Source organism: Pseudoalteromonas sp. SCSIO 43201 (genome assembly GCF_023716725.1).
GTDB lineage: Bacteria > Pseudomonadota > Gammaproteobacteria > Enterobacterales > Alteromonadaceae > Pseudoalteromonas > Pseudoalteromonas peptidolytica.
Genome location: NZ_CP072684.1, coordinates 1,077,572 through 1,100,868, shown reverse-complemented (window position 1 = coordinate 1,100,868; position 23,297 = coordinate 1,077,572). Strand labels below are relative to the sequence as shown.

General features: G+C 41.8%; 21 protein-coding genes. 18 read left to right on the top strand and 3 right to left on the bottom strand.

Annotation, left to right across the window (positions count from 1 at the left end; translation table 11 throughout):
* Positions 1–71: 71 nt before the first annotated feature.
* A complete protein-coding gene (locus tag J8Z24_RS21205; protein ID WP_252095803.1) occupies positions 72–317 on the bottom strand; it encodes a hypothetical protein in 246 nt (81 codons plus the stop codon).
* A gap of 336 nt (positions 318–653) precedes the next feature.
* Here J8Z24_RS21205 and hisG point away from each other — a divergent pair, with 336 nt between their 5' ends.
* From hisG to J8Z24_RS21145, 12 genes are all read left to right on the top strand, one after another.
* Complete coding sequence (gene hisG / locus J8Z24_RS21200; RefSeq protein WP_252095802.1) at positions 654–1,553, top strand: ATP phosphoribosyltransferase; 900 nt, start codon at positions 654–656, stop codon at positions 1,551–1,553.
* Between the two features lie 4 nt (positions 1,554–1,557).
* On the top strand, positions 1,558–2,853 hold the full coding sequence (hisD, locus tag J8Z24_RS21195) for a histidinol dehydrogenase (RefSeq protein ID WP_252095801.1): 1,296 nt from the start codon (positions 1,558–1,560) through the stop codon (positions 2,851–2,853).
* The gene (gene hisC / locus J8Z24_RS21190; RefSeq protein WP_252095800.1) at positions 2,846–3,913 is read left to right on the top strand and encodes a histidinol-phosphate transaminase; all 1,068 of its coding nucleotides are present in this window, start codon (positions 2,846–2,848) and stop codon (positions 3,911–3,913) included. The genes hisD and hisC overlap by 8 nt, the downstream gene beginning before the upstream one ends.
* Positions 3,910–4,971 carry a bifunctional histidinol-phosphatase/imidazoleglycerol-phosphate dehydratase HisB gene (gene hisB / locus J8Z24_RS21185; protein WP_176032287.1) on the top strand — a complete coding sequence of 354 codons (1,062 nt, stop codon included), beginning with the start codon at positions 3,910–3,912 and terminating at the stop codon, positions 4,969–4,971. The genes hisC and hisB overlap by 4 nt, the downstream gene beginning before the upstream one ends.
* Entirely contained in the window at positions 4,968–5,558 is a 591-nt protein-coding gene (hisH, locus tag J8Z24_RS21180; RefSeq protein WP_176032288.1) for an imidazole glycerol phosphate synthase subunit HisH, read from the top strand. The genes hisB and hisH overlap by 4 nt, the downstream gene beginning before the upstream one ends.
* Before the next feature lie 11 nt (positions 5,559–5,569).
* Positions 5,570–6,304 (top strand): 1-(5-phosphoribosyl)-5-[(5-phosphoribosylamino)methylideneamino] imidazole-4-carboxamide isomerase, encoded by a 735-nt coding sequence (locus tag J8Z24_RS21175; protein WP_176032289.1) that lies wholly within the window; start codon positions 5,570–5,572, stop codon positions 6,302–6,304.
* On the top strand, positions 6,286–7,059 hold the full coding sequence (hisF, locus tag J8Z24_RS21170; protein ID WP_147389842.1) for an imidazole glycerol phosphate synthase subunit HisF: 774 nt from the start codon (positions 6,286–6,288) through the stop codon (positions 7,057–7,059). The genes J8Z24_RS21175 and hisF overlap by 19 nt, the downstream gene beginning before the upstream one ends.
* Positions 7,056–7,667, top strand: coding sequence for a bifunctional phosphoribosyl-AMP cyclohydrolase/phosphoribosyl-ATP diphosphatase HisIE (gene hisIE / locus J8Z24_RS21165; RefSeq protein WP_147389840.1), 612 nt, complete (start codon positions 7,056–7,058; stop codon positions 7,665–7,667). Before hisF ends, hisIE begins: the two co-directional genes overlap by 4 nt.
* A gap of 183 nt (positions 7,668–7,850) precedes the next feature.
* Entirely contained in the window at positions 7,851–8,126 is a 276-nt protein-coding gene (locus J8Z24_RS21160; protein WP_176032290.1) for a hypothetical protein, read from the top strand.
* A gap of 88 nt (positions 8,127–8,214) precedes the next feature.
* The gene (locus J8Z24_RS21155; protein ID WP_176032291.1) at positions 8,215–8,715 is read left to right on the top strand and encodes a hypothetical protein; all 501 of its coding nucleotides are present in this window, start codon (positions 8,215–8,217) and stop codon (positions 8,713–8,715) included.
* A 182-nt stretch (positions 8,716–8,897) separates the two neighbouring features.
* Positions 8,898–9,659, top strand: a complete 762-nt coding sequence (locus J8Z24_RS21150) for a glycosyltransferase family 25 protein (protein WP_176032292.1) — start codon at positions 8,898–8,900, stop codon at positions 9,657–9,659.
* Between the two features lie 184 nt (positions 9,660–9,843).
* Entirely contained in the window at positions 9,844–10,392 is a 549-nt protein-coding gene (locus J8Z24_RS21145; protein WP_147389832.1) for a YkvA family protein, read from the top strand.
* A gap of 72 nt (positions 10,393–10,464) precedes the next feature.
* Here the strand turns inward: J8Z24_RS21145 and J8Z24_RS21140 are convergent, their stop codons facing one another.
* Positions 10,465–12,243 (bottom strand): M61 family metallopeptidase, encoded by a 1,779-nt coding sequence (locus J8Z24_RS21140; protein ID WP_176032293.1) that lies wholly within the window; start codon positions 12,241–12,243, stop codon positions 10,465–10,467.
* Between the two features lie 176 nt (positions 12,244–12,419).
* Here J8Z24_RS21140 and J8Z24_RS21135 point away from each other — a divergent pair, with 176 nt between their 5' ends.
* The 6 genes from J8Z24_RS21135 (at position 12,420) to J8Z24_RS21110 (ending at position 20,041) form a co-directional block, all read left to right on the top strand.
* Positions 12,420–13,952 carry a GGDEF domain-containing protein gene (locus J8Z24_RS21135; RefSeq protein ID WP_125252912.1) on the top strand — a complete coding sequence of 511 codons (1,533 nt, stop codon included), beginning with the start codon at positions 12,420–12,422 and terminating at the stop codon, positions 13,950–13,952.
* A gap of 104 nt (positions 13,953–14,056) precedes the next feature.
* Positions 14,057–15,400 carry a nucleotide 5'-monophosphate nucleosidase PpnN gene (gene ppnN, locus J8Z24_RS21130; protein WP_147389828.1) on the top strand — a complete coding sequence of 448 codons (1,344 nt, stop codon included), beginning with the start codon at positions 14,057–14,059 and terminating at the stop codon, positions 15,398–15,400.
* Positions 15,401–15,405: 5 nt separating this feature from the next.
* Complete coding sequence (gene xni / locus J8Z24_RS21125; RefSeq protein WP_128731544.1) at positions 15,406–16,176, top strand: flap endonuclease Xni; 771 nt, start codon at positions 15,406–15,408, stop codon at positions 16,174–16,176.
* Positions 16,177–16,756: 580 nt separating this feature from the next.
* Positions 16,757–17,140, top strand: a complete 384-nt coding sequence (locus J8Z24_RS21120) for a DUF3192 domain-containing protein (protein WP_125252909.1) — start codon at positions 16,757–16,759, stop codon at positions 17,138–17,140.
* Positions 17,141–17,145: 5 nt separating this feature from the next.
* On the top strand, positions 17,146–18,837 hold the full coding sequence (locus J8Z24_RS21115; protein ID WP_252095799.1) for a hypothetical protein: 1,692 nt from the start codon (positions 17,146–17,148) through the stop codon (positions 18,835–18,837).
* Between the two features lie 196 nt (positions 18,838–19,033).
* Positions 19,034–20,041, top strand: a complete 1,008-nt coding sequence (locus J8Z24_RS21110; RefSeq protein ID WP_128731546.1) for an isocitrate dehydrogenase — start codon at positions 19,034–19,036, stop codon at positions 20,039–20,041.
* A 121-nt stretch (positions 20,042–20,162) separates the two neighbouring features.
* Here J8Z24_RS21110 and J8Z24_RS21105 read toward each other — a convergent pair whose 3' ends face one another.
* Positions 20,163–23,144, bottom strand: a complete 2,982-nt coding sequence (locus J8Z24_RS21105; RefSeq protein WP_147389823.1) for an immune inhibitor A domain-containing protein — start codon at positions 23,142–23,144, stop codon at positions 20,163–20,165.
* Between the last annotated feature and the right edge of the window lie 153 nt (positions 23,145–23,297).

The window sequence follows — 23,297 nt, the reverse complement described above, 5'->3', positions numbered from 1 at the left end:
CAGTTCTGGAAATGTATTGGCACCGAGGTGAAGTGAGTTTAAACTAACAGACGCAACAAAACATTTTACGATCACGCCCATGTATCTAGATTCTCACCTTTATGTTCTTCGTGCGATTTTTCTTCTTCGTCTTTCTCATCATCGTCCTCTTTAATTTTTTTATGTTCAGCAGTCTGATGTCTAAGCTCGACATCGGTTTTTTGATCTTTTTTAACCTTTTCAATTTTATAATGCTGTACACCAGCAACGTGAAATGCTGATTTATGTGCGACATCGAGTCTTACAATTGGACCTAAAAAAGGTTTAAATGCGTCCATACATCCCTCCTCTAACCTACTGGTGAACTTACTTATTATCGACCGTTATATGCTATTCTTTAATTTGCATTAAAAAATGGTTGCCAAAGAGAAGATTATTATGTTTATCTATAAATGAACTTTTTAAACAGCAGATATATTACAAAGGTAACATTATGCTAAACACACTGACAGCACTTCATCACCATCATCATCACACGGGATAACCTGTCAGTTATTTCGCTGGTGGGTTATTCCTTAAAGGAACCTCCGGCGAAACATAAAGTATAGTCAAAGTTTATTTCGCCCCGAGGTTCCGCCTCGGGGTTTTTCGTTTATAGAATTAGGAAATAAATAATGAGCAACAGTAACCGTTTAAGAATTGCAATCCAAAAATCAGGCCGCCTTTCAAAAGATTGCCAAGCTTTACTCAAGCAACTTGGCGTAAAGCTAAACCTGCGTGAACAGCGCTTAATTGCACACTCGACTAACATGCCTATTGACGTACTGAGAGTACGTGATGACGATATTCCTGGTTTAGTGATGGACGGGGTTTGTGACCTCGGTATTGTAGGTGAAAATGTTCTAGAAGAGGCGCAAGCTGAGCGCCTTCGTAACGAGCAGTGTGCTGAGGTAAACAAGCTGGCTAAGTTAGACTTTGGGTTTTGTCGTTTAGCGTTAGCTTGGCCGCAAGAACTTGGGCAACAAGATAAAGCTTGGTTTAACGGTAAGCGTATTGCAACCACCTACCCTGAAATATTAAAACAGTACCTTAAGCGTGAAAATATCGACGCGAGTGTCGTAATGTTAACAGGCTCTGTAGAGGTGGCACCGCGCGCAGGACTTGCTGACGCTATCTGCGATTTAGTATCAACCGGTGCAACCCTTGAAGCCAACGGACTGATGCAAGGCGATACCATCTTAGAATCTAACGCCTGTCTTATCCAAAATGCAGTGCTTACTGATCAAAGCAAACTTGCACTTATCGATAAACTCATGCCGCGCCTAAAGGGGGTAAAACAGGCAAAAGAAAGCAAATACATCATGATGCATGCACCAAAGAATAAGCTAGATGAAGTTTGCGCACTGTTACCTGGTACGGGTCAACCTACTTTGCTTGCACTAGCCGGAAGCGACGAATATGTCGCACTTCACATGGTTAGCTCTGAGACGCTATTTTGGGAGACCATGGAAGAGTTAAAGGCGCTTGGTGCAAACTCTATTCTAGTTATGCCAATAGAGAAGATGATGGAGTAATAGCATGTTTGATTGGCAGTCAGCTACGAGTGTTCAGCGAGCCGAATGCTTAAGTCGCCCAGCGGTGAAAGTAGGTGATAAAGTAAAGGCGGCGGTTGAGAATATCATCGATAATGTTGCGAAAAATGGTGATAAAGCACTGCTTGGCTACGCTGAGCAGTTTGATGCTCGTATCAGCCCAAGAATAAGAGTATCAGATTCAGAAATCATACAAAGTGAGTTTGCTTTGGAACCTGATCTGAAAAACGCCATTGATCAGGCATACAGCAATATCAAAAGGTTTCACCAGTTGCAAACTCCTCAAAGTAAGCAGATTGAGACTCAACCGGGTGTTATTTGTGAACTTAGATTTCAAGCGATCGAAGCGGTTGGGTTATATGTGCCAGGTGGAAGCGCGCCGCTGCCTTCTTCTGTATTAATGCAAGGTGTTTGTGCGCAGCTAAGCGGCGCGAAAACAATTGTATTAGCAACCCCAGTCAAAGGTGATAGTCAGATAAACCCTGCGATTTTATACGCGGCTAAACTCTGTGGCGTTACTGATATTATTGAATGTGGTGGTGCTGGTGCAATTGCCGCGATGGCCTTAGGCATAGATAGTGTGCCCAAAGTGAACAAGATATTTGGCCCAGGTAATAGTTTTGTCACCATGGCAAAACAGCTGCTTTGTCAATCAGTACCTGGATTGGCAATTGATATGCCTGCGGGTCCGTCCGAGGTGTTAGTGATTGCTGATAAGGGCGCGAACCCTGAATTTATTGCCGCAGATCTGCTTTCTCAAGCAGAACATGGTGAGGACTCTCAAGTTATTTTGTTAGCGACTGAGGCTCAGTTAATTAAGGACACCGAAGTTGCGATCGAACGCCAATTAAGAGTCCTTAGTCGCGCTGATATCGCCAGAGCCGCACTTAAAAATAGCACGCTGATTTTAGTCGAGAGTGTTGAGCAAGCGTTTGAAATATCGGCAGAGTATGGGCCTGAACACCTTATCTTACAGATTAGGGAGGCTGAGCGCTTCTTACCACTTGTGAAAAATGCAGGTTCAGTGTTTGTCGGAGACTATACGCCAGAGTCTGCGGGTGATTATGCGTCTGGTACCAATCACGTATTGCCAACCTATGGTTATTCAAAAACCTACTCAAGTTTAAATTTGATGGATTTTTACAAGGCTTACACTGTACAAACCATAACCAAGGAAGGTCTGCGTGGTTTGAGTTCCGCCATTCTACCTTTAGCTCAAGCTGAAGGGTTAGACGCACACGCAAATGCCGTTAAAGTAAGGCTGGAGAATAATAATGACTAATATTGCACTACCCGAAAATATAGAAAAGTTGAAAGCCTACAGCTCTGCAAAAAGTGAAAAACTGACAGGGAACACATGGCTAAACGCCAACGAAAGTCCTTACACTCGTTTACTTGAAATGCGTTTTGATAACTTAAATCGTTACCCTGATCCACAGCCAGAAGCTGTGATCGAGGGTTATGCACGCTACGCACAAGTTGAACAAAGTAATGTATTGATGACTCGTGGTGCCGATGAAGGGATCGAGCTTTTGGTAAGAACTTACTGTGAGCCAAGTAAAGACAGTATTGCGATTTTTACGCCAACATACGGTATGTACAAAGTCACGGCGGATACACATAACATCGCCATTAACGAATTAAGTCAAGAGCAGCTTGCCAATGAGGACACGGATGCACTACTCCCTGCAATTGGTGAAGCTAAACTCGTATTTGTGTGTAATCCAAACAACCCTACAGGAGCATTACAACCAATACGCAAAGTTGCGGCTCTTGCTGATAAGCTTAAAGGCCGTGCGATTGTCGTCGTTGATGAAGCGTATATTGAGTTTTGTGAAGATAAGAGTTGCTTAGAGCTTATCAAAACATTTCCTAATGTCGTTGTACTACGCACGTTATCTAAAGCGTTCGCACTAGCAGGGCTTCGTGTGGGTTTTATGTTAGCAAGTGAAACGCTATTAGCGCCGATCAGAAAAGTTATCGCACCCTACCCTGTTTCAACGGTAGTAGCGCAAATTGCAGCAACTGCACTAACGTCTGATGCGCTAACGCAGATGCGCCGTCAAGTCTCTATTTTGAACCTAGCAAAAAAGAAGCTTATACAATGGCTACAAAACAGCGAGTTCGTAAACGCAATACTATGCGGCGAAGGCAACTTTGTTACTTTGCAGCTAACCGACAAGCAATTTGTACAGCAAGCGATGCGCCAAGGCTTAATAATGCGTCCATTTGTGCTGTTTGGCGAGGACAATTGGTTGCGGATCTCCATCGGCAACGAACAAGAACTAAAACAAGTAGAAACCTGGCTGAAACAATGCCAAGTCACTGAGGAAGTATCATGAGCGCCCCATATTTATTCATAGACCGTGACGGCACCATTATTGAAGAGCCAATGATTGACAAACAAGTCGACAGCCTTGAAAAGCTAGCATTGTTGCCGAACGTGATCCCAGCGCTGCTATCGCTGCAAGCTTTTGGCTACAAACTGGTGATGGTATCTAATCAAGATGGCCTTGGGACTGAGAGCTTCCCCACAGCAGATTTTGATGCGCCTCAAGATAAAATGATGCAAATTCTAACTAGTCAAGGGATCCGTTTTGAAGAGGTGTTGATATGCCCTCACTTTGATGAGGATAACTGTCAATGTCGTAAACCTAAAACTGGGTTACTCACGGAGTTAATGCGCTCTGGTAAAGTGGATTTGAGCAAGTCATTTGTTATTGGTGATAGACAAACCGATATTCAGCTAGCTGAAAATCTGTGTATCGAAGGTATTCTCTATGACAATAACTGGCCTGCGATTGTAACGCAATTAACCACATTAAATCGCAGTGCACAAATTGTCAGAAATACCAAAGAAACTCAGATCTCGGTAGCGATAAATTTAGATCAACAAGCCAATGGCGAGATTTCAACGGGTCTTGGATTCTTTGACCATATGTTAGATCAAATAAGAACTCACGCTAATCTGGGCCTATATATTCAAGCCAAAGGGGATTTGCACATAGATGAGCACCACTTAGTAGAAGATATAGGTATTGCCCTTGGTCAAGCATTCAGAACTGCGCTTGGCACCAAGTCACAAATCGCTCGCTATGGCTTTGCATTGCCTATGGATGAGTGTAAGGCAGAATGCCAACTGGATTTGTCTGGACGCGCTTCTTTTTTACTGAATGCCAACTTCACCAGAGATAAAGTCGGTGATTTGGATGTTCAAATGGTTGAACACTTTTTCAAGTCTTTTGCAGATAATGCGGCGGTAAGCTTAATCTTGAGTGTAAGTGAAGGCAACGCACACCACCAGGTTGAGGGCTTATTTAAGGCATTCTCACGAGCTATACGTATGGCAATTACAACGGATGCGTCGCAGCAAACGGCAAGTTCGAAGGGGTGTTTATGATTGCAATTATTAATACCGGTTGTGCCAACATTAACTCTGTGCGCTTTGCATTTGAACGCCTTGGTGTCACACCGGAAGTGATCACCACACCGGAGAAATTATCTGAGTTTGAACGCGCTATTCTACCCGGTGTAGGCCACGCCAATGTGGCAATGAAGCGGTTAAATGAACAAGGCTGGACGAAGGCAATAGCTGACTATCAGAGGCCTTTGATGGGTATTTGCTTAGGGATGCAGCTGCTTTGTGAATCGACTGAAGAAGGCAACGTAGCTTGCCTAGGTCGCATTCCGGGTAAGGTTGAGTTATTGGAGACCAATGATTTAACAGCGCCGCATATGGGTTGGAATAATCTTCGTGTGGTGAAGTCTCACGCGCTCACTGCAGGACTCAGCGAACAAGACCAAGTGTACTTTGTGCACAGTTTTGCGCATACCATCAATCAATCGACATTGGTTTCGGGTGAGTACGGTCAAGCGTTTTCTGCGATTGTTGCAAACGACAATTATGCCGGCATGCAGTTTCACCCAGAGCGCAGTGGCAGAGTCGGTGCACAGCTTTTACAAAACTTTATTAATTGGCAAATTTAAAAGGACGAACAATGATTATTCCCGCTTTAGATGTATTAGAGAACAATATTGTTCGTTTGTATCAAGGCAAATATGAAACCGCACAGTTTTATCCATTTGATTTAGCAGAACGTCTGCTTGAGTATCAAAATGCTGGCGCAACCAAGCTACATTTAGTGGATCTGGAAGGGGCGCGTGATCCGAACAAAAAGCAATGGCGTACCATCCAAGCCGCGACTCGAGCGTTGTCTGTTCCGTTTCAAATAGGGGGCGGTATTCGCAGTATTGATGATGTAAAGCAGTGGCTTGAAGCTGGTGCCGCTCAGGTCGTAATTGGTTCGATGGCGGTAGAAAAGCAGCAGGAAGTTGCTACTTGGATAAAAGAGTTTGGTGCTGATAGATTTGTTATTGCACTGGATGTTAATAGAACTGAAAGTGGTTGGTCTCCTGCTACTCACGGCTGGCTTAACGATGCAAAAACTGACTTGTTTGCATTATTAGATTTTTATGTTGAGCAAGGGGTAGTAGGTTTTTTATGTACGGACATCAGTAAGGACGGCACTATGGCAGGCCCTTCTTTTTCTTTATATGACGATATTACCAAGCACAATAGCATAATTAAAGTTCAGGCTTCTGGAGGCGTAAGCTCACTGGGTGATATTGCCCGTCTTGCCAAACAACAAGTGGGTGGAGTGATACTTGGGAAATCACTGCTTGAGGGTGTATTTAGCGTTGAGGAGGCACTGGCATGTTATCAAAACGCATAATTCCTTGTTTAGATGTAAAAGACGGCCAAGTTGTTAAGGGCGTAAAATTTCAAGGTCACGAAGTAGTTGGGGATATTCTTGAACTTGCGGAGCGTTATAGCGCCGCAGGTGCTGATGAATTGGTGTTTTACGAAATCAGCGCCAGTGTGGAAAAGCGTTTATTAGACGTAAATTGGGTCGCTGAGATTGCCAGGCATATCGAGATTCCATTTTGTGTTGCTGGTGGAATTAAGTCGGTGGCGGACGCCGCTCGGGTGCTTGAGCAAGGAGCAGATAAAATTTCTATTAACAGCCCTGCGATTGCGCGTCCTGAACTTATTAAAGAGTTACATGACGAATTTGGCAAACAATGTGTAGTCGTTGGTATAGACAGTTTCTATGATAAGCAAACCCAAGAGTATTTAGTGTACCAGTTAACAGGCGATCCGAACGCCGCAAGTCGGACTCGATACAAAACCCAAGAATGGGTGAAACAAGTACAAGCGCTCGGAGCGGGAGAAATTGTACTCAACTGTATGAACCAAGATGGTGTGCGTAATGGTTATGATATAGAGCAGCTCAGCGCAATCAGAGAATTGTGCAAAGTGCCGCTTATCGCCTCTGGCGGTGCAGGCAGCATGCAGGACTTTGTTGATGTGTTTACACAAACGAATGTTGATGGAGCTTTGGCGGCAAGTGTATTTCACAAAGGTGTAATCGAAATTCCTAAGCTCAAGCAGTTTTTAATAAATAATGATGTGGCAGCACGACAATGATAATTAATAAACAAAACATGGCAGAAGTGGATTTCGAAAAATCCGAACTTATACCAGCAATAGTGCAAGATGCGTTGACAGGCGTAGTATTAATGCAGGGCTTTATGAATAGAGATGCCCTTGAGGTTACATTAGACAAACGGCTTGTTACTTTTTATTCGCGCTCCAAATCACGCCTGTGGACAAAAGGTGAAACGTCAAACAATGTTTTAGAGTTGGTAGAAGTACACACAGATTGTGATAAAGACAGTTTACTGATCTACGCCACCGCGCAAGGTCCAACTTGCCATTTAGGTAGCGAAAGCTGCTTCGCAGACACCATGCCACAGCTTGCATTTTTAGGAAAGCTTGAGCGTGTAATTGCACAAAGAAAAAATGCCTCACCGGAGAGCAGTTACACCGCCTCTTTATTTGCAAAAGATTTGAGCCGCAGCTGCCAAAAAGTTGGAGAAGAAGGAGTTGAGGTTGCGCTGGCTGCGATGAAAAATGACAATGAAGAGCTGCTTAATGAGTCTGCTGATCTTCTTTATCACCTTATTGTGCTGTTGCAGCGACAAGGCTTAACTCTGAGTGAGGTGGTTAATACCCTCGAACTTAGACACAAGTAACGGTTGAACCGAGTTGTTTGCAGGTTGCAGATAACCATCTGTAACCTGCAAACTGATAATTGTAATATAGAGCAATACCAGCTCAGTTTAACTGCCCTACACTTTTTGTGACTTTACAATTATGCGCTGGTATTTTAATCGTTTAGGGTTAAAGCTGCTACGGTAAAAAGCATGGATTTGAAGATGAAAAAAATAACATTGGCTTTATTGTTATTAGGTGTGCTAACTACTGGTTGTTCAACACTTTCGGCAGATCAACAGGCTACAGTGAACGGAATGTCGATCTGTGAAAAGTACACTTCGCTAGTTGACCTCTCTTCAGGCAGGCTTTCAGTATTAAAAGGTTTGCAAGTGGGCGCAGAACTAGTTAAGGCATGGAATGGGGATGTTAAGTCACACCTCGTTGGTAATTCATGTAAGATAATCGAATATAGATCAACACCCACTCAGTTTAACTGAACTACACTTTTCGTGACTTTACAATTATACGGTAGTATTTTAATCGTCTACGGTTAAAACTGTTATGGTAAAAAGCATGGATTTAAAGATGAAAATAAAAACATTGGCTTTATTGTTACTTGGTGTGCTAACAACGGGTTGTTCAACGCTTTCACCAGATCAACAGGCAAAAGTTAACGATATGTCGAGCTGTGAAAAACTCACGACGCTAGTTGACGCTTCTTCAAGTGGGTTTTCAGTGTTAAAAGGCGTACAGGTAGGCGCAAAACTAATTAAGACATGGCAAGCCAAGGCACATCTCGTTGGTAACTCTTGTCAGATAATCGAAAGCAGTAAAGGAAAGACAATATATACTTGCCAAGAACAGTTTGAGGACTACCAAAGTGCAGTTAAAATTCATCAATATGCGCAAAGCATGGTGACACAGTGCTTGGGTAGCAATTGGATGGTATCTTCTCAAGAGAATGGTGAAGTTTTACATACCGACATCACCTCAGCATCAACAACAAGTGCGATAAGTATTGCTTTGGGTAAAGGTCTAGATAAGCAGTCCCCATGGGTTGTGAGTTTAGAAATAAGCGACAAATAATTTCTGTAATAACCCCCATTTTTTATGTTGATACCTGGTTGGGGCTTTCATTGTACCTAATACGTTGATATTTTGATGTGATATAGGCCTTATCGCTCGCTAGTTTAAGCCAGTCTGTCATTGTGTTGTCATACAAGCGCAGCACACTTTGTGTAAGTCAATCAAACACTATCAGCTTACACATGACAGACTTGAATATCTTTCTCATCAATTTAGATTCTAGTAAAGACCGTTTAAAAGAGTCCGCTCGTCAATTTGATAAATTTAACCTCTCTTTTGAGCGGATCAGCGCCGTAGATGGTGCTTCAATAAGCAATCAAGAGCTGGAAACTCATTACAGTAGGGAAAAAAATGCTCGCCAGTATTACCGTGCGCTTACCGTAGGTGAAATAGGTTGTTACATGAGCCACCTTAAAGTGCTGGAAGAAATTGTCGCTAGGCAGCTTCCTTATGCTTTTGTGTTTGAGGATGACTTTCAATTACAGGCTGACTTAAGAGAAATCGATAGCAAAGTATCAGCTTTGCCTTTTGATTGGGATATGATCAAGCTGTATCAGTCGCAAAAAAATCGTCGAACCGCCATTGCCACCCACCGAATAGACGGCGATCTTTCTTTGGTGATCCCCAATAAAGTCCCCGCTGGAACCGTAGCACAACTTATTAGTTTTGAGGGGGCTAAAAAAATACTTGCGCATGCACGCCCATTTGGCAGACCAATTGATATTGACTATCAACACTTTTGGGAAAAGCAAGTGAGTGTTTTATTAGCCTTTCCTTGCCCCGTTAACCATGGCGAAATATTTGACAGTACAGTAGGCCGTGAGTTTTTAAGTCGTAACGAAAAAGGTAACTTTTGGCTAAAACAGCGACTTCAAATTAATAAGTTTTTTAACAATAAGTCCAACCGAAAGTTAATACAAAAACAGTATCAACCGTATTTTTAATTTATTGACTCCAAAACTCACGGTATAGCTTTTATACAAAGGTCATAATATGGAAAAAATAAGTATTAAAAGTGTAACTTTTGAGAAGACATCTGAGTGAGATGTGCTAGTATCTAAGATTATTGCAATAAGTTTAACTTTTTGCTTAAACCGTTAATAATAACAACGTTGAGGGAGCACAGACGTGTCTATAGAAATCAACTTTGAACTCTCTGATTCAGATCTTGAACACTTCCGTGGAATGATGAAAGCCGCAATTGAAAAAAGTGGTGATGTAAGTGATGCTGAAATTATTTCAAAAGCACGCGATTTAGTCGCAACGATGGAAAAATCTAACCTTCCCGAGTTTGTGAGTACTCGTCTTATTTCATTACAGACGTTAATTGACGCTGTATTGGATGAAGAATGGCAAATGCCTGAAGATGAAAAACGTGAGATTATGGCGTCGCTAGCCTACTTCAGCGAACCTGAAGATATGGTGCCAGACCATATTCCGGTATTAGGTTATGTTGACGATGCAATTATGATTGAACTTGTGCTACAAGAATTATCTCTTGATTTAAAAGCGTATCGTGAGTTTTGTGGATTCCGTGCAACGGAGGAAGCAAGACGGGGCGATGCTGCAAAGGTTGACCGTGAAAGTTGGTTAGCTGGCACTCGTTCTCAGATCCGTTCTTCTATGCGTAGAGGTCGTTCAAAGAATCGCTCTCGATTCTTCTCTCGCATCATGTAGTAGAAGCCTAGTATTTTTTACTGAGGTAGAAATTATAAAGGGCTGATAACTATCAGCCCTTTTTGCTGTTAGCTATTTTTTCTCATTAGGGTGTGCGACGCCCATCCAAGCTTTGTATAGCATGGCTTGTTGTGCTGATGGCGTTTCAGTGAAGGTGATTTTTTTAGGCTTGTCGTAACCACGGTTTAGTGTCAACTCTGTAGTCATTAATTTATCCCTACGAATAAAATCAACTTTCACCGTTTGTTCAGGTACAAAATGCGCTAAGCTTGCCGACAAACTATCCCTCACATGGTGCTTATCAAAGGCAACGATTAGATCTCCAGCAGTAAGTCCGGCTCGCCAAGCGTTACCATCTCGAGCTACATGAAGTAGCTTCAGAAGTTCACCTTGTTGTTTTGCTTTTCCTTCAAAGTTAGCTATCACACTGGCTGATTTGGGATGCTTATATTCTAATCCCACTTTGTCGAATAACGCATTAAAGTCCATGTTCGCTGGTTTATCCACATGGTTTGCCCACCAAGCGTGATAATCTCGTCCAGTCAATTGTTTTAAAATGCGTTTGACGTCTTCACTTGTAAAGCTATTAGGTAATTTATGTTGTTTATATAGCTGGCTGTGTACGTCACGGTAACTTATTTTTCCATTTGATTTCTCAAGTAGGTCGATGTCCAGCGCCATCGAGACTAATGCCCCCTCTGAATAGATGTTGGTGCTATAGTTACTACCATGATCGCCACCTTGATTTATCCATTTATCAAAGCTGCTTGCGGCAACAGATTGCACCTGACGCCCCGGGGTGTCAAGATGACGGTTAACGCGCTTGGTAAGCATGTTGAGATATTCATCATTAGTGGTTATTCCTGCGCTAAGTAACAAATAGTCTTCAAAATAGCTTGTCGAACCTTCAGCTAACCACAACAGATCAGTATAATTTGGAGCAACATAATCATACGGAACCATACCTGCAGGACGGTAATTTTTAACATTCCAAGTGTGAATAAATTCGTGCGCTGCGGTTGAAATAAAGCCGATATAATCATCACGGTCTTTAAAGCTATCTCTGTGCCTTTGTATAATGGTCGAATTTAGGTGCTCCGTGGCACCACGAGCGCCACTCGTTGCATGAACCATAAATACGTAGCGCTCATAAGGGTAGTCATGCCATATAAGAGTGCCGGTTTTGACCAGTTTTTTCAGATCTGTCAGCATCAGATCAACGTCGTAATTCCCCTCCCCCCAAATCACCAATTCGTACTGACGACCATCTACTTGAAATTTATGTAGTTGGTTAATGCCGGTTTCAATCGGAGAATCAAGTAAAATGTCATAATTATCAGCTTTAAAGCTGTGTTTGGAATCGGCAAAGTTCATGCCAGAGACTGAACGCCAGTCCGTTGGTACGTCTAAGTCTATTTTTATGGGTTCTGCTCTAAAAGACTCGCTGAACATAAGGAACCCGGAGGCATCAATAAACGCATGGGTGTCATCAATATGCCTCGCCCGGAGACCAAGTTCATTGGCATATACTTGGTATTGTACTTTCAGTTCTGTCGGCTCAGATAGATGTACTCGCCACGTGTTTTTATCCGTTTTCTCCCACTTTAGAGCCTTTCCATCGTGTCCTTCTGCGGCAAAGAAACGAATGCCGTTAGCCAAATTCAATATCTCATAGCGCCCGGTGCGCCAGTCCGGAAGCTGCACATCTATACTGGTTTGTGTTGAATGCGGGAATGTCACTTCGACATCAGCTAAGTGATGCTGCGGCTGCGTGATGGTGACTTGATAGTTGACGTCGGCGTGAGCGTGTAATGCGGTAATACAAGCAAGTACTATTAGGCTTTTTTTCATCGTATTAAATGTCAGTTATGAATACGATTAATCTATCAAATCAAGACCTTCTAGGCGAAGTAATATCGACGAGTGAACAGCAAAGTCGGACATGTTACAGCCATAAATTTATGCGCATATTGGCTAAATTTGTTGTAGACTAAGTATCTAAGAGATCAAATCATAACTGGAAATCTGTGACTGATAACGCCGTAATGCTCGAGCAAAAGTTAAAACAAGCCATTGAAGCAAGAAAGACGCTTGAGGACGCAAGAAAACAACAAGTAGAGCTATTAACTCAGTTTGCTGCAAAGCTTTCTCTTGCCTGTAAGGGGCAGGATGTTTCTCTGGACAATCAGCTAGCTAAGTTTCGTATCGCACTCAATAAAGGTGTTGACTTTGAACAGCTTGCTCCCTTTATTGACGGTATATCGGAACCATTAAAAGCGCAGGAAGCCATAAACTCTACGAATCAAAAGGCGTTACAAGCTTCAATCCGCCACAGTGGTAAACTCTTGCAAAAGCTCAAAGGTGTACCAAATGAGTCACGCCGAAAACTGAGGCACTTATTAGACGTTGAATTACAGGACATCAGTTCTACGAACGCATATCTTCCAGCACTAGAGACCTTGGTCTCAATTTATCAAACTGTGTTACAGGCAAAAACAGAAGTCAATGATGTTGCCGCAGGGAGCAGTCAGCCTCAACTCGCGGCAGAGTTGCAAGCGCTAATCAACGAACTTATTTTTGAAGACGATGCTGTCGACAAAGTAAAAGAGATCAGAGAGGGAGTCGCTCAGGATGACACCTTAGACAACCTATACAGCGCAGCAACCGAAATAATTAGAATTATTGCTCAGACCATTGCTCGAGAGCGGCAATCTGCGCAGGGCTTTTTAGTTTCATTAAATCAGACTTTAGAAGAGTTGCACCGTTCTATTGTTGAAACAACAGCTCGGTCTAAATCAGCATCACAAGAATTAAAGTCTTTGAACAGTAAGATTGAGCTAAAAATTCAAAATCTCAATGAGCAAACTCAAAATGCAAGTTCTATTACTGCACTAAAGGCGCTAGTTGATAATGAGCTCAAGTTATTAAGCGCAGATTTAATAGCTAGAGAAAAGCTGGAAAAAAATGAGCGAGATGCACTTCTTGATTCATTCGATGCAATTAATAATCGTATTAATATGCTCGAAGCGAAAGTGTCGAGTTATCAAAAGCGGCTGAGTGAGCAAAAATTTAAAAGTTTACTCGATAGCCTTACTAAGTTGCCGAACCGCGCTGCATTTGATGAGCGTTTGACCCATGAAATGCACTTGTTTGAAGTCAATGACACCGAAGTTACGCTCGTTGTGATTGATGTTGATCATTTTAAATCTATCAATGACAAATATGGACATAGTGCTGGCGATAAAACCTTGCAAGTGATAGCCAGAGCCTTGAAAAAATCGATCCGTAAAAGCGATTTTATTGCTCGTTATGGTGGTGAGGAATTTGTCTTATTGATGCCTGGAATGCCCGTTAGCCAGGCACAAAAACCGCTAGAAAAGGTAAGGCAAGTTGTAAAATCTATTCCGTTTAAATTCAAAGAAAAGCAAGTTGAAATTACAATTTCTCTCGGTGCAACACAGTTTAAAAAAGGAGACACGACTTTGAGTGCCTTCGATAGAGCTGATGCTGCACTATATGACGCGAAAAATAGTGGCCGTGATAGATTGTGCTTCAAATAACACAAATCTTTGGGCTGTTGAAAGGAAATGGTGGTGCGATTAAATATGGATAATTTGTAAGAAGTTGGCACTACCCTATTCGCACAACAAAAAGGAGTAAGCCTATGCAAATAGAGCTAAACCCAACAGGGGTTCTTAACTTATTATCAAAATTAGAAGTTGACTTGCTACAGCAGTCTACCACCAGTGAAAGATATAGGCTTTTTAGAAACTGTGCATTAGCTGTACTTAACGTTGGCAGTCATACTGACTCTAGCTCTGAAATTTATGATAAATATGAAGATTTTGATATTCAACTGCTTGCTCGAGAACGTGGTATCAAAATTGCGCTGAATAACCCTCCAGAGTCAGCTTTTGTTGATGGCAAGATTATTACTGGCATTCATGAACATATCTTTTCAGTAATCAGGGACATTCTGTTCATCTGTCAAAAATATCATGGTGAAAATAAAACCCCGGTTGAAATCACACACATGGTGTTCGATATGCTCAGAAACGCAGATGCGTTAGAGGTGAACAAAGATCCTAATTTGATTGTGTGCTGGGGAGGCCATTCCATCAATGAAGTTGAGTATAAATACACCAAAGAGGTCGGCTATCAGTTGGGGCTTCGCGGGTTAAATATTTGTACCGGTTGTGGGCCTGGTGCGATGAAAGGACCAATGAAAGGTGCAACGATTGGTCATGCTAAACAGCGTGTCTCAAGTAATCGTTATCTTGGCCTAACAGAGCCGAGCATCATTGCAGCAGAGCCTCCTAACCCGATAGTGAATGAATTAGTTATTTTGCCGGATATCGAGAAACGCCTTGAAGCTTTTGTCCGCGTTGCACATGGCATTATCATTTTTCCTGGTGGTGCTGGAACCGCAGAGGAGCTACTGTACCTGCTTGGGATCTTACTGCACCCTGATAATGAGAAGCAGTGTCTTCCGGTTATATTAACAGGTCCAAAAGAGTCAGCTGCCTACTTTGAGGAACTTAGCACGTTTGTTGAAAAAACCTTGGGTAAGGAAGCATTGTCTAAGTTTGAGATTATTGTAGATGATCCGGAGCTAGTGGCTAAAAAGCTTAAAGCATCGATGGTAACCGTTCGCGAATATCGTAAATCACAAGGTGATGCGTACTATTTCAACTGGACGCTTAAAATTGAGAATGACTTTCAGCACCCTTTTGCGCCAACACATGAAAATATGTCCGCGCTAGACCTGCATCTAGCACAGCCAAAACAGCAGCTTGCCGCTAATTTGCGGCGTGCATTTTCTGGTATTGTTGCGGGTAATGTTAAAGATGAAGGGATAACTGCAATCAAGCAACATGGACCTTATGAGTTAACTGGAGATAAGTCTCTTATGGCCGATATGGATAAACTGCTGGGGGCGTTTGTTGTTCAAGGGCGAATGAAATTGCCGGGAAGCAAGTATATACCTTGTTATAAAATTAAAGCTTAAATTGAATGAAAAATTTGTTGTTAATTGATGCGCTTAACTTGATTAGGCGCATTTATGCTGTTAACGAACCAAAGCACAGCGAACATCAACAGGCGCACATTACAGCCTGTTGTCAAAGGGTAGAGCAAGCCGCAAGAAGCTTGCTTAAGAAATCAGCCGCGACCCATGCCGTGGCTGTATTTGATGGCGACAAAAGCTGGCGCTATCACTTTTACTCAAAATATAAAGAAAACCGACAGCCCATGCCCGAGTCGCTAAGCAGCAATCTCGACAGATTCGCCACTGCATTTACTAATACAGGTATTAAGTGTTTCAATCCGGTACATGATGAAGCCGACGACATTATCGCTACATTAGCAACGAAGGCGGCAAAAGCAAATGTCTCCGCGATTATTGTTTCCACAGATAAAGGCTTCCTCCCCTTAATTAGTGAGGAAATTGCTATTTATGATTACTTTAAAAAGTCAACAATCTCTCTTGAAGACATTAAAAGCCGATTTTCAGTTACACAAAACAAGCTTGAAATCTTCTGGGCGTTGAGTGGTGACAAAACCAATAATATTCCTGGAGTGACTGGGGTTGGAGTGAAAACAGCGCAGGAGCTATTAGCAAAGCACAGTCGTCTTGATGATATGCTTATAGATGATGAGATAAAGCCCGCTGTTAAAGCCAAGCTTGAAGCAGGTGTTGAAAACTATATTACTAGTCTGGCATTGGTCACGTTAAGAAAAGATATCGAGATAGGGTTTAGTCTTAAAGATATTAGAGTTGGATAGTAATATAAATATAAATAGAAATATGAATTGTGCAGCTAGGTGGCGTAAAGGAGCCATTTTGAGCAAAGGCCAGCGTGCAAAATATTGCTACATCACTGTGTCGTTTTGCATTCTTTCTCAAGCGTTAGGTATTTCTTAAGACCTTTGATATATTAGCTAAAGATTAAGATGTTTTTCTTTATAAATTATTGTTTTTAAAGAAAACCTTGCATTTATTATTGTTTAACCTGAAATTTGGATAAAGAATATTCTAACTCATTGTTGCTAAAGCACAGTTTTGTTTTTTCACTTGTCTAGTGAGAGAGTTTTTGCGAAACATCGCTTCCGCGTCCTGCTCTCGCTAAGGCTCCTACATGTTGTAGGTAAGAAGAATTTAAGCGCCAGTAGCTGGCTATTGGAAATGAATTCAACGCAGTTAGCGTGAAAACTGGCTGCTAGAAAGGCATAAATTATCCGAACATCATGTTGTTTAGTTAGTCTGTACTGAGCAGATTATCTGTTAAGACGAAACGGCATGTTAATATCTTAATCTCTGTACGTAGCGTATGTTGGTGATTATACATTTTTGTTGAGCAGTTAGATGATTAGAAAGATTTTACAGTACATATTTCTAGGCCTTGCGGTATACGTTTCTGTGGTCTTTCTTGTTATTAACTACTACAAAGATGATCCTCAGGCAATGATATGGCAAGACAGAGAGGCTTTTAATAATCGCTTTATCGGGAATTTAAGTCTAGAACAACCCGTGAATATTGATGTTGTGTTGGATACACTCGGTAGTCCTGATTTAACCTATGTGAAGAAAAGAGCAGATAACACTGTCGTGCAAATTGTTTTTTATCGGACTCAGCTGGTTAAACCTGATGGTATCACCACCGAAGATGAATGTACCGGTTTACTGTTTGAAAATGGTGTTTTGACGCTTTGGGGCCCAGGTGCCAGAGTGACCTTTGATAAAGTGTAGAGTTAATGGAATCTAGGATCGTAACAAGTAAAACGCTATTTGCTTTGACACAAGGAACTCATAAAGTATTACGGCTTTACTACCAAAAGGAGCGTTGGTCGTCGATATACCCTACTCTGGTAAAGCTGGCACAACTATATATGGACTGCTATGAACATTCACCTAGTAGCATGCACGCTCAGCTTGGATTATATTCTCAAAACTTAGGCTACAACACTAACCTTGTAATTAATCAAAATGTGCTAATTTGTATGGCTTGTCACAGTTTGCGCTATTCAAGAGCAATCACTGAGGAACTATTACTTGCCAGTTTTGCCGATTATTTATGTGTGGCGCGAGAAAGTGATCAATTAGCTTGTGGGAAACCATTGAATCCTCAGCAAGATAAGCTCTGGAAAGTTAGGCACCAAGTGGCAGTCCAGATCCTCAGTGATGGGAAAACACCAGACCTACAGTGTCTTCGTGTCTTATCGCGACTTTCAAGCTATGACAGCAAGCTCATCTCAAAAGCGCCACAGCGTTTTAATGATCATGCTTCTTTGATAGTGGCATTAGCGCATCGACTAGCTAGTTTAATCACGCCAACAAAGCAACAGCCAGCCTTTCCACTCGATAAGGCGATAAAGCTACTTTATTCTCGGCTTTCCTATCACTACGCACTTAAAGTACTATCCGCAATGTCCGACGCAATGATAAAACATCCAGCAGGATTATTATGTGACATAAACAAAGAGCTAGGACTTTTAGTCGTTCAATGTAACAAAGAGAAAGTCATCGCTATTATTGATAATGGACAAGCTAAAAAGCTTGCCAAAGCCAGCCGAGCGTTTGATTTTCGCTGTGGGGTTACGTTTAGCTCAGATGCTAAACTGCTATACAATGTTTGGGACAGAGCACAAGCACCAGAGCCCACCTCTTTTGGTGTTGATAACACGCATTTGCTAGAGGCGGTAAAGGCTCTTTCTTTTAGTCAATTTCAAAGCATTCGGTCATTAGAAAAGCTGGTATGTGAATTCGAGTCAGTTTCTCTAGCGTTACAAGTTGCGGCAAAACAGTATAATCGAGAAAATCTAAAAGCCGCTTCGGTACGACATTCACTGGCGATGGTGGGTCTAGATGCTGCCGGTTTATTAGCACAGCGAGTATTGTTAGAACAAATCATTGCCCGTCACAAAACGCCGTTCACCGATGATGTACTTCATAAGTATGGAGTGATAAGTCAAGTTATCGCTTTGTACGTAGGTGATAGTTATGGTGAAGAATTTGAGCGGTTACTCTCTCCTTTTGCCGCAGTCATTGCATTTTTGGTGCTGAAGCAAGGCGTCGAGATCCAACATACCACAGCATTACATACCCGGGATTTCTCAGAAGCGCAGATATCAGTGGCCAATTTATTTGGCGTTAGAGCGTTGGCACAAGACAAATTTGTTGAATTTAATCATTATTATTTTGATAAAAGCATCCTACATAAGGCGATGCTAGACAGTGAAACACTCAAGAAATCCCAAGCAAATACGCAATGCAAGCTTTTTACTTTTATCAAACTAGCAGTGTTAAGTGTTATCTCTCCTAATTTTGTTCCTACGGCGTGGCAAAAACAATTGATTGATCAAATACTGTCCGATAGCCACTTTGCAAATGCACAGAATTTTAATGCAGCACTACTTGAGGTTGGTTTTTACTCAGCTATTGAGTGATATTTATTCTATAAATAATATCAATAACAAGCATAAATCTTATGTATGTGGTTTTTACATTCCATACTGGAATAAGACCTAATTAATTGCTATAAAACGCGGCTTAAACAAGCGAACGTACACCGTTGTTAATTTCTACTAGACTTAGTCTGTAATTCTTTTCAGGTGTATCACAACTTTTGATAAAGGAAAAAACATGGCACAGCAAACCATCACAGTTATCCGTGGCGACGGCATTGGCCCTAGCATCATCGATTCAGCTATCGAGATCTTAAAAGCCGTAGGTTGCGACTATGAATACGAATACGTAGACGCAGGTTTGGCTGCTTTAGAAAAAACAGGTGAATTACTTCCTGCTGCAACGTTAGAGGCAATCGAGCGTAATAAAATTACGCTAAAGGGTCCACTTACAACACCTGTTGGCGAAGGTTTTACTTCTATCAACGTAACATTACGTAAGCAGTTTGGTCTTTACGCAAACGTTCGCCCAGTTAAGTCTTTTGAAGGGACTAAAGCGCGCTACGATGATATTGACATCATTACTGTTCGTGAAAATACACAAGGTATGTACTCTGGTCTTGGCCAAGTAGTATCAGAAGATGGTAGCGAAGCAGAAGCAATGTCTAAAATCACGCGTGAAGGCGCTGAAAAGATAGTGACTTTTGCTTACGAGCTAGCAAAGCGTGAAGGTCGTAAAAAAGTAACTGCAGTTCACAAAGCGAATATCCTAAAGTCTACATCAGGCCTTTTCCTTAAAGTGGCTCGTGAAGTTGGTGAGCGTTACCCTGAAATTGAGTCAGCAGAAATGATTGTTGACGCAACATGTATGAAGTTGGTGATGACACCAGAAGAGTTTGATGTAATTGTGACGACAAACCTATTTGGTGACATTTTATCTGACCTTTGTGCGGGTCTTGTTGGTGGCCTTGGTATGGCTCCTGGTGCGAATATTGGTAGCGATGCCGCTATTTTTGAAGCAGTACATGGTAGCGCACCAGATATCGCAGGTAAAAACTTAGCTAACCCAACTTCAGTTATTTTGGCGTCAATTCAAATGCTTGAATATCTTGGTGAAGCAGAAAAAGCGGAAAGAATCCGCAGTGCAGTTGCTGATGTGATTAAGAGCGGCGATCGTACTACTCGTGACTTAGGCGGTAGCCACGGTACAACTGACTTTACTCAAGCTGTTATTGAGCGCCTGTAGTATAAATTAGCTTATATAGACGAAGTTTAAAAATCTAGAGCTGACTTCGGATTATTTAAGCGCTGCCATTGATAGGGAGAATATCTCCCTATCAATAATCTATGTTAGCTATAATGCTACCTTAACTTTGCTTTCTTTTTAGTCCCATTACTATTGCAATTAGCAAGAGCAACCATCCCATAGCACCACCAGATGAACTTTCATTAGTGTTGTCTATCGTGTCAGGTTGTGTTATTGGTGCTGTGACTACGACGTCAACGTTTGCATTGACGCTTTGGCCTAAACCATCCGATAACGTTAACAACACACTATATGTCCCTGCTTGGTCATAACTATGCGTTGTTGATAACCCCACGCCTTGCATACCATCACCAAATTGCCACTGTGCTTGGTAGTTGCCGTCCCCCCCACTAGCGCTAGCGTTAAAGTTAGCTTGTAAATTAGAGATTGTTGCTGTTGCATCTACTTGTAAAGGCACAATAACATCTACACTTTTTGTACTACTAACAGTGGCTCCATCGGCATCTGTTACATTGAGTGTGACAGTGTAGTTGCCACTGAACTCAAAGCTGTGTTCAATCGGATTTACAGCTGCGGTTTGATTATCTCCAAAATTCCATTGAAGTTGATAAGGAGGCTTTCCGCCATTGATGTCAGCATTAAAGAGGATCCTCTCTCCATTAGCTGTAGCGGCAATTTGGTTGATACTAAGTGGTAATACGACGACATTACCAACGTTAGCGATTGTATTTAATGAAGAGCTTGAACCGTCAATCTTTGTTCTTGTGAATAAAACAGAGTAGCTCCCGGTATTTTGATAGCTATGGGTTGGCGAGAGCGCATTACTTGTTTGGCCATCGCCAAAGTTCCAACTAAAAGTGTCTGACTCATTTAGCGCAAGCCCTTTTACACTAAAAGTTACGGTGTTTTGTGATTGTGCTTGCGCAATTTGAGGGTCGTTAGTATAAACCAGACTTACTTCTGCGCTACTGGCGTCCTCTGATATCGATTTTAGCAGTACTTGAACTCCAAATGCTGGTAAAACAACACCAGACTCTTTCTGTTGGGTAAACGAGTAATCTTGAGTATCATTAAATATGCTGATAGCTGCGAGATTTTGATCGCCAAGCCCAGGCTTTTGTTCATCTAACCTAAGCGTTGCATCTTTAACTTGTATGACACTGGTGGCAAGTGAAGCACCGTCGCTTTTGTATATTGGGTTTTGATCCTGATCAACCACTAACATATCACCAGAGCCTGGATGTAATGATGTGGAGTTGTTGCTTTCGTTATTATTGCTATACCATAACAATACCCCAGAGTTGTAACCGGTCAACGAAAGTCCCGAATCAATTCCCCTAAATGAGCGCAGGTGAGCGTAGTATGCGTTACTTTGTGTTGCTCTATATCTCGATATTTTTCGAAAGCCACTGTATTGCAGCTCGTTTGTTGACTCTGCTGTGTTAAGGTATACCTGTGCACCGTCCGCGATAATTTGGATGTTGTCTATCAATACACCTTTGAGGGTTTCAAATGCGTCAGTCCGGTATAATAACCCAATAGTGACGGTTTGGCCTTTATATGACGAGAGATCGAAAGATAAGGTGATGGGATTTGACCCAAATGCAGATGATTCACCATCCATGTAATTAGTGATCCCTGCATAATTTGGATGTGTTGCTTTGGTCGTGTTACCTGAGATTGGTTGTCCGTTTATAGTAACTTGGAAAACATCATAATTTAGTTCAATGCTATAGTCTGCCAACATGGTTAACGAAATGTCAGCCGCATTTGGTAATGTAAGGGCGAAGCTGGCACTATTATTCAACTTATCACCTTGACCTGAATAGTAGTGATAATTGCCATCAAGTGGTGCAATAAATGGCTCTAACTCAGCAGGTAAAGTGATCTTAATTTGGTTTGTGGTGCTTTCATTTACACCAATATCCGTCAGTGAGATTGTTTGCTCAGTATTTATATCATCAAGTGTATATTCTGATTGCGCAATCCAATTACCTGCGTAATTTTGTTGTAAAAACTCCAAACTTTTGGGGGAAAACTGGGTTGGCTGTGAACCACTTAATTGCCCTAAGTAGCTACCTGAAGACATGACCGACCATAGTGCGACAGGCTCGCCGATGTCGTTGGAGTTTAAGTCATACTCGTCTGGTAATCCTAAATCATGACCAAACTCATGAACAACTACACCGATGGCTGCGTCTATTGGATTGATTGTGTAGTTATAAATCTTATAGCTTGTGTTAGGGATTGATTTAGGTTGATTGTTTTCATCGAAGACGAAAAAGCGGTGAGACCAAATTGCATCACCATCTAGTACCCCTCCGCCCGCTTCTTGACCAATGCTTGAGTGGAATAACATCACATGGTCTACTACCCCGTCAGGTTCCAGTCTGTTGCCGTCACCATCAATATCATTGAGATCGGTTTTGTCGTATTCAGATAAATCAATATTAAATTCAGATACTGCTTTTGTTACAGCTTCAAAGACAAGTTCTTCGGGTCTTAAATCGCGAGTATTGCCCTCTTGCCTACCATAATAGGCGGCATTCTGATCTGCGCTGACCCAACCAAAAGCATTACCCACTATCTTAAAGCTACCTCCTGATACCGCTTGATAGTATTGTGTTGCAGATTGCAGAGCTTCACCATTGGGGCCTGAGTAGCCATTATTTGAATATAAAAGCCCTTGGTAGTGCGACACGGGGTAACTTGCGTAGTACATGTCTGTGTCGTTCGGATTTAGTCGGTTTTGATTATAAGGTAAGTCAGGGAAGTCAACCAAAATAGCGAGCACTTTAGCTTCATTGAGCACCTGTGTCGTCGCAGGTGTATTATATTGCTTGCTAAGTTTGCTTATGCCTCCCAATGCACTTTTTATAGCATAGGGAGTCTTTATATCTTGAGTGATAGGCTTGCCTTTGATGTACTCGGATAAAACCACGCCACGCTCATAGTCACTAAGTGCTCGTCCAAGTTTCTTTTCCTGCCAGTAAATCACTTGATCTCGATACAAAACTTGCGCAGGTGCGGCTGTGGATACCAGTAGCATTGCGCACAGCATGCCTAAATTGAAAATATTCATTCCAATACTCCAAAGCGAGTTAGAGTGTTAAGTTTAGCAGTTGTACGAATTTGTTCAGAGAAAGAGCCATATAAATAAAAAATTCAAATGAAGATAAATTTTAAATTGAAATGTAATATTTCAACAATTGAAAGGTGGAAAGGTAGAATTTAT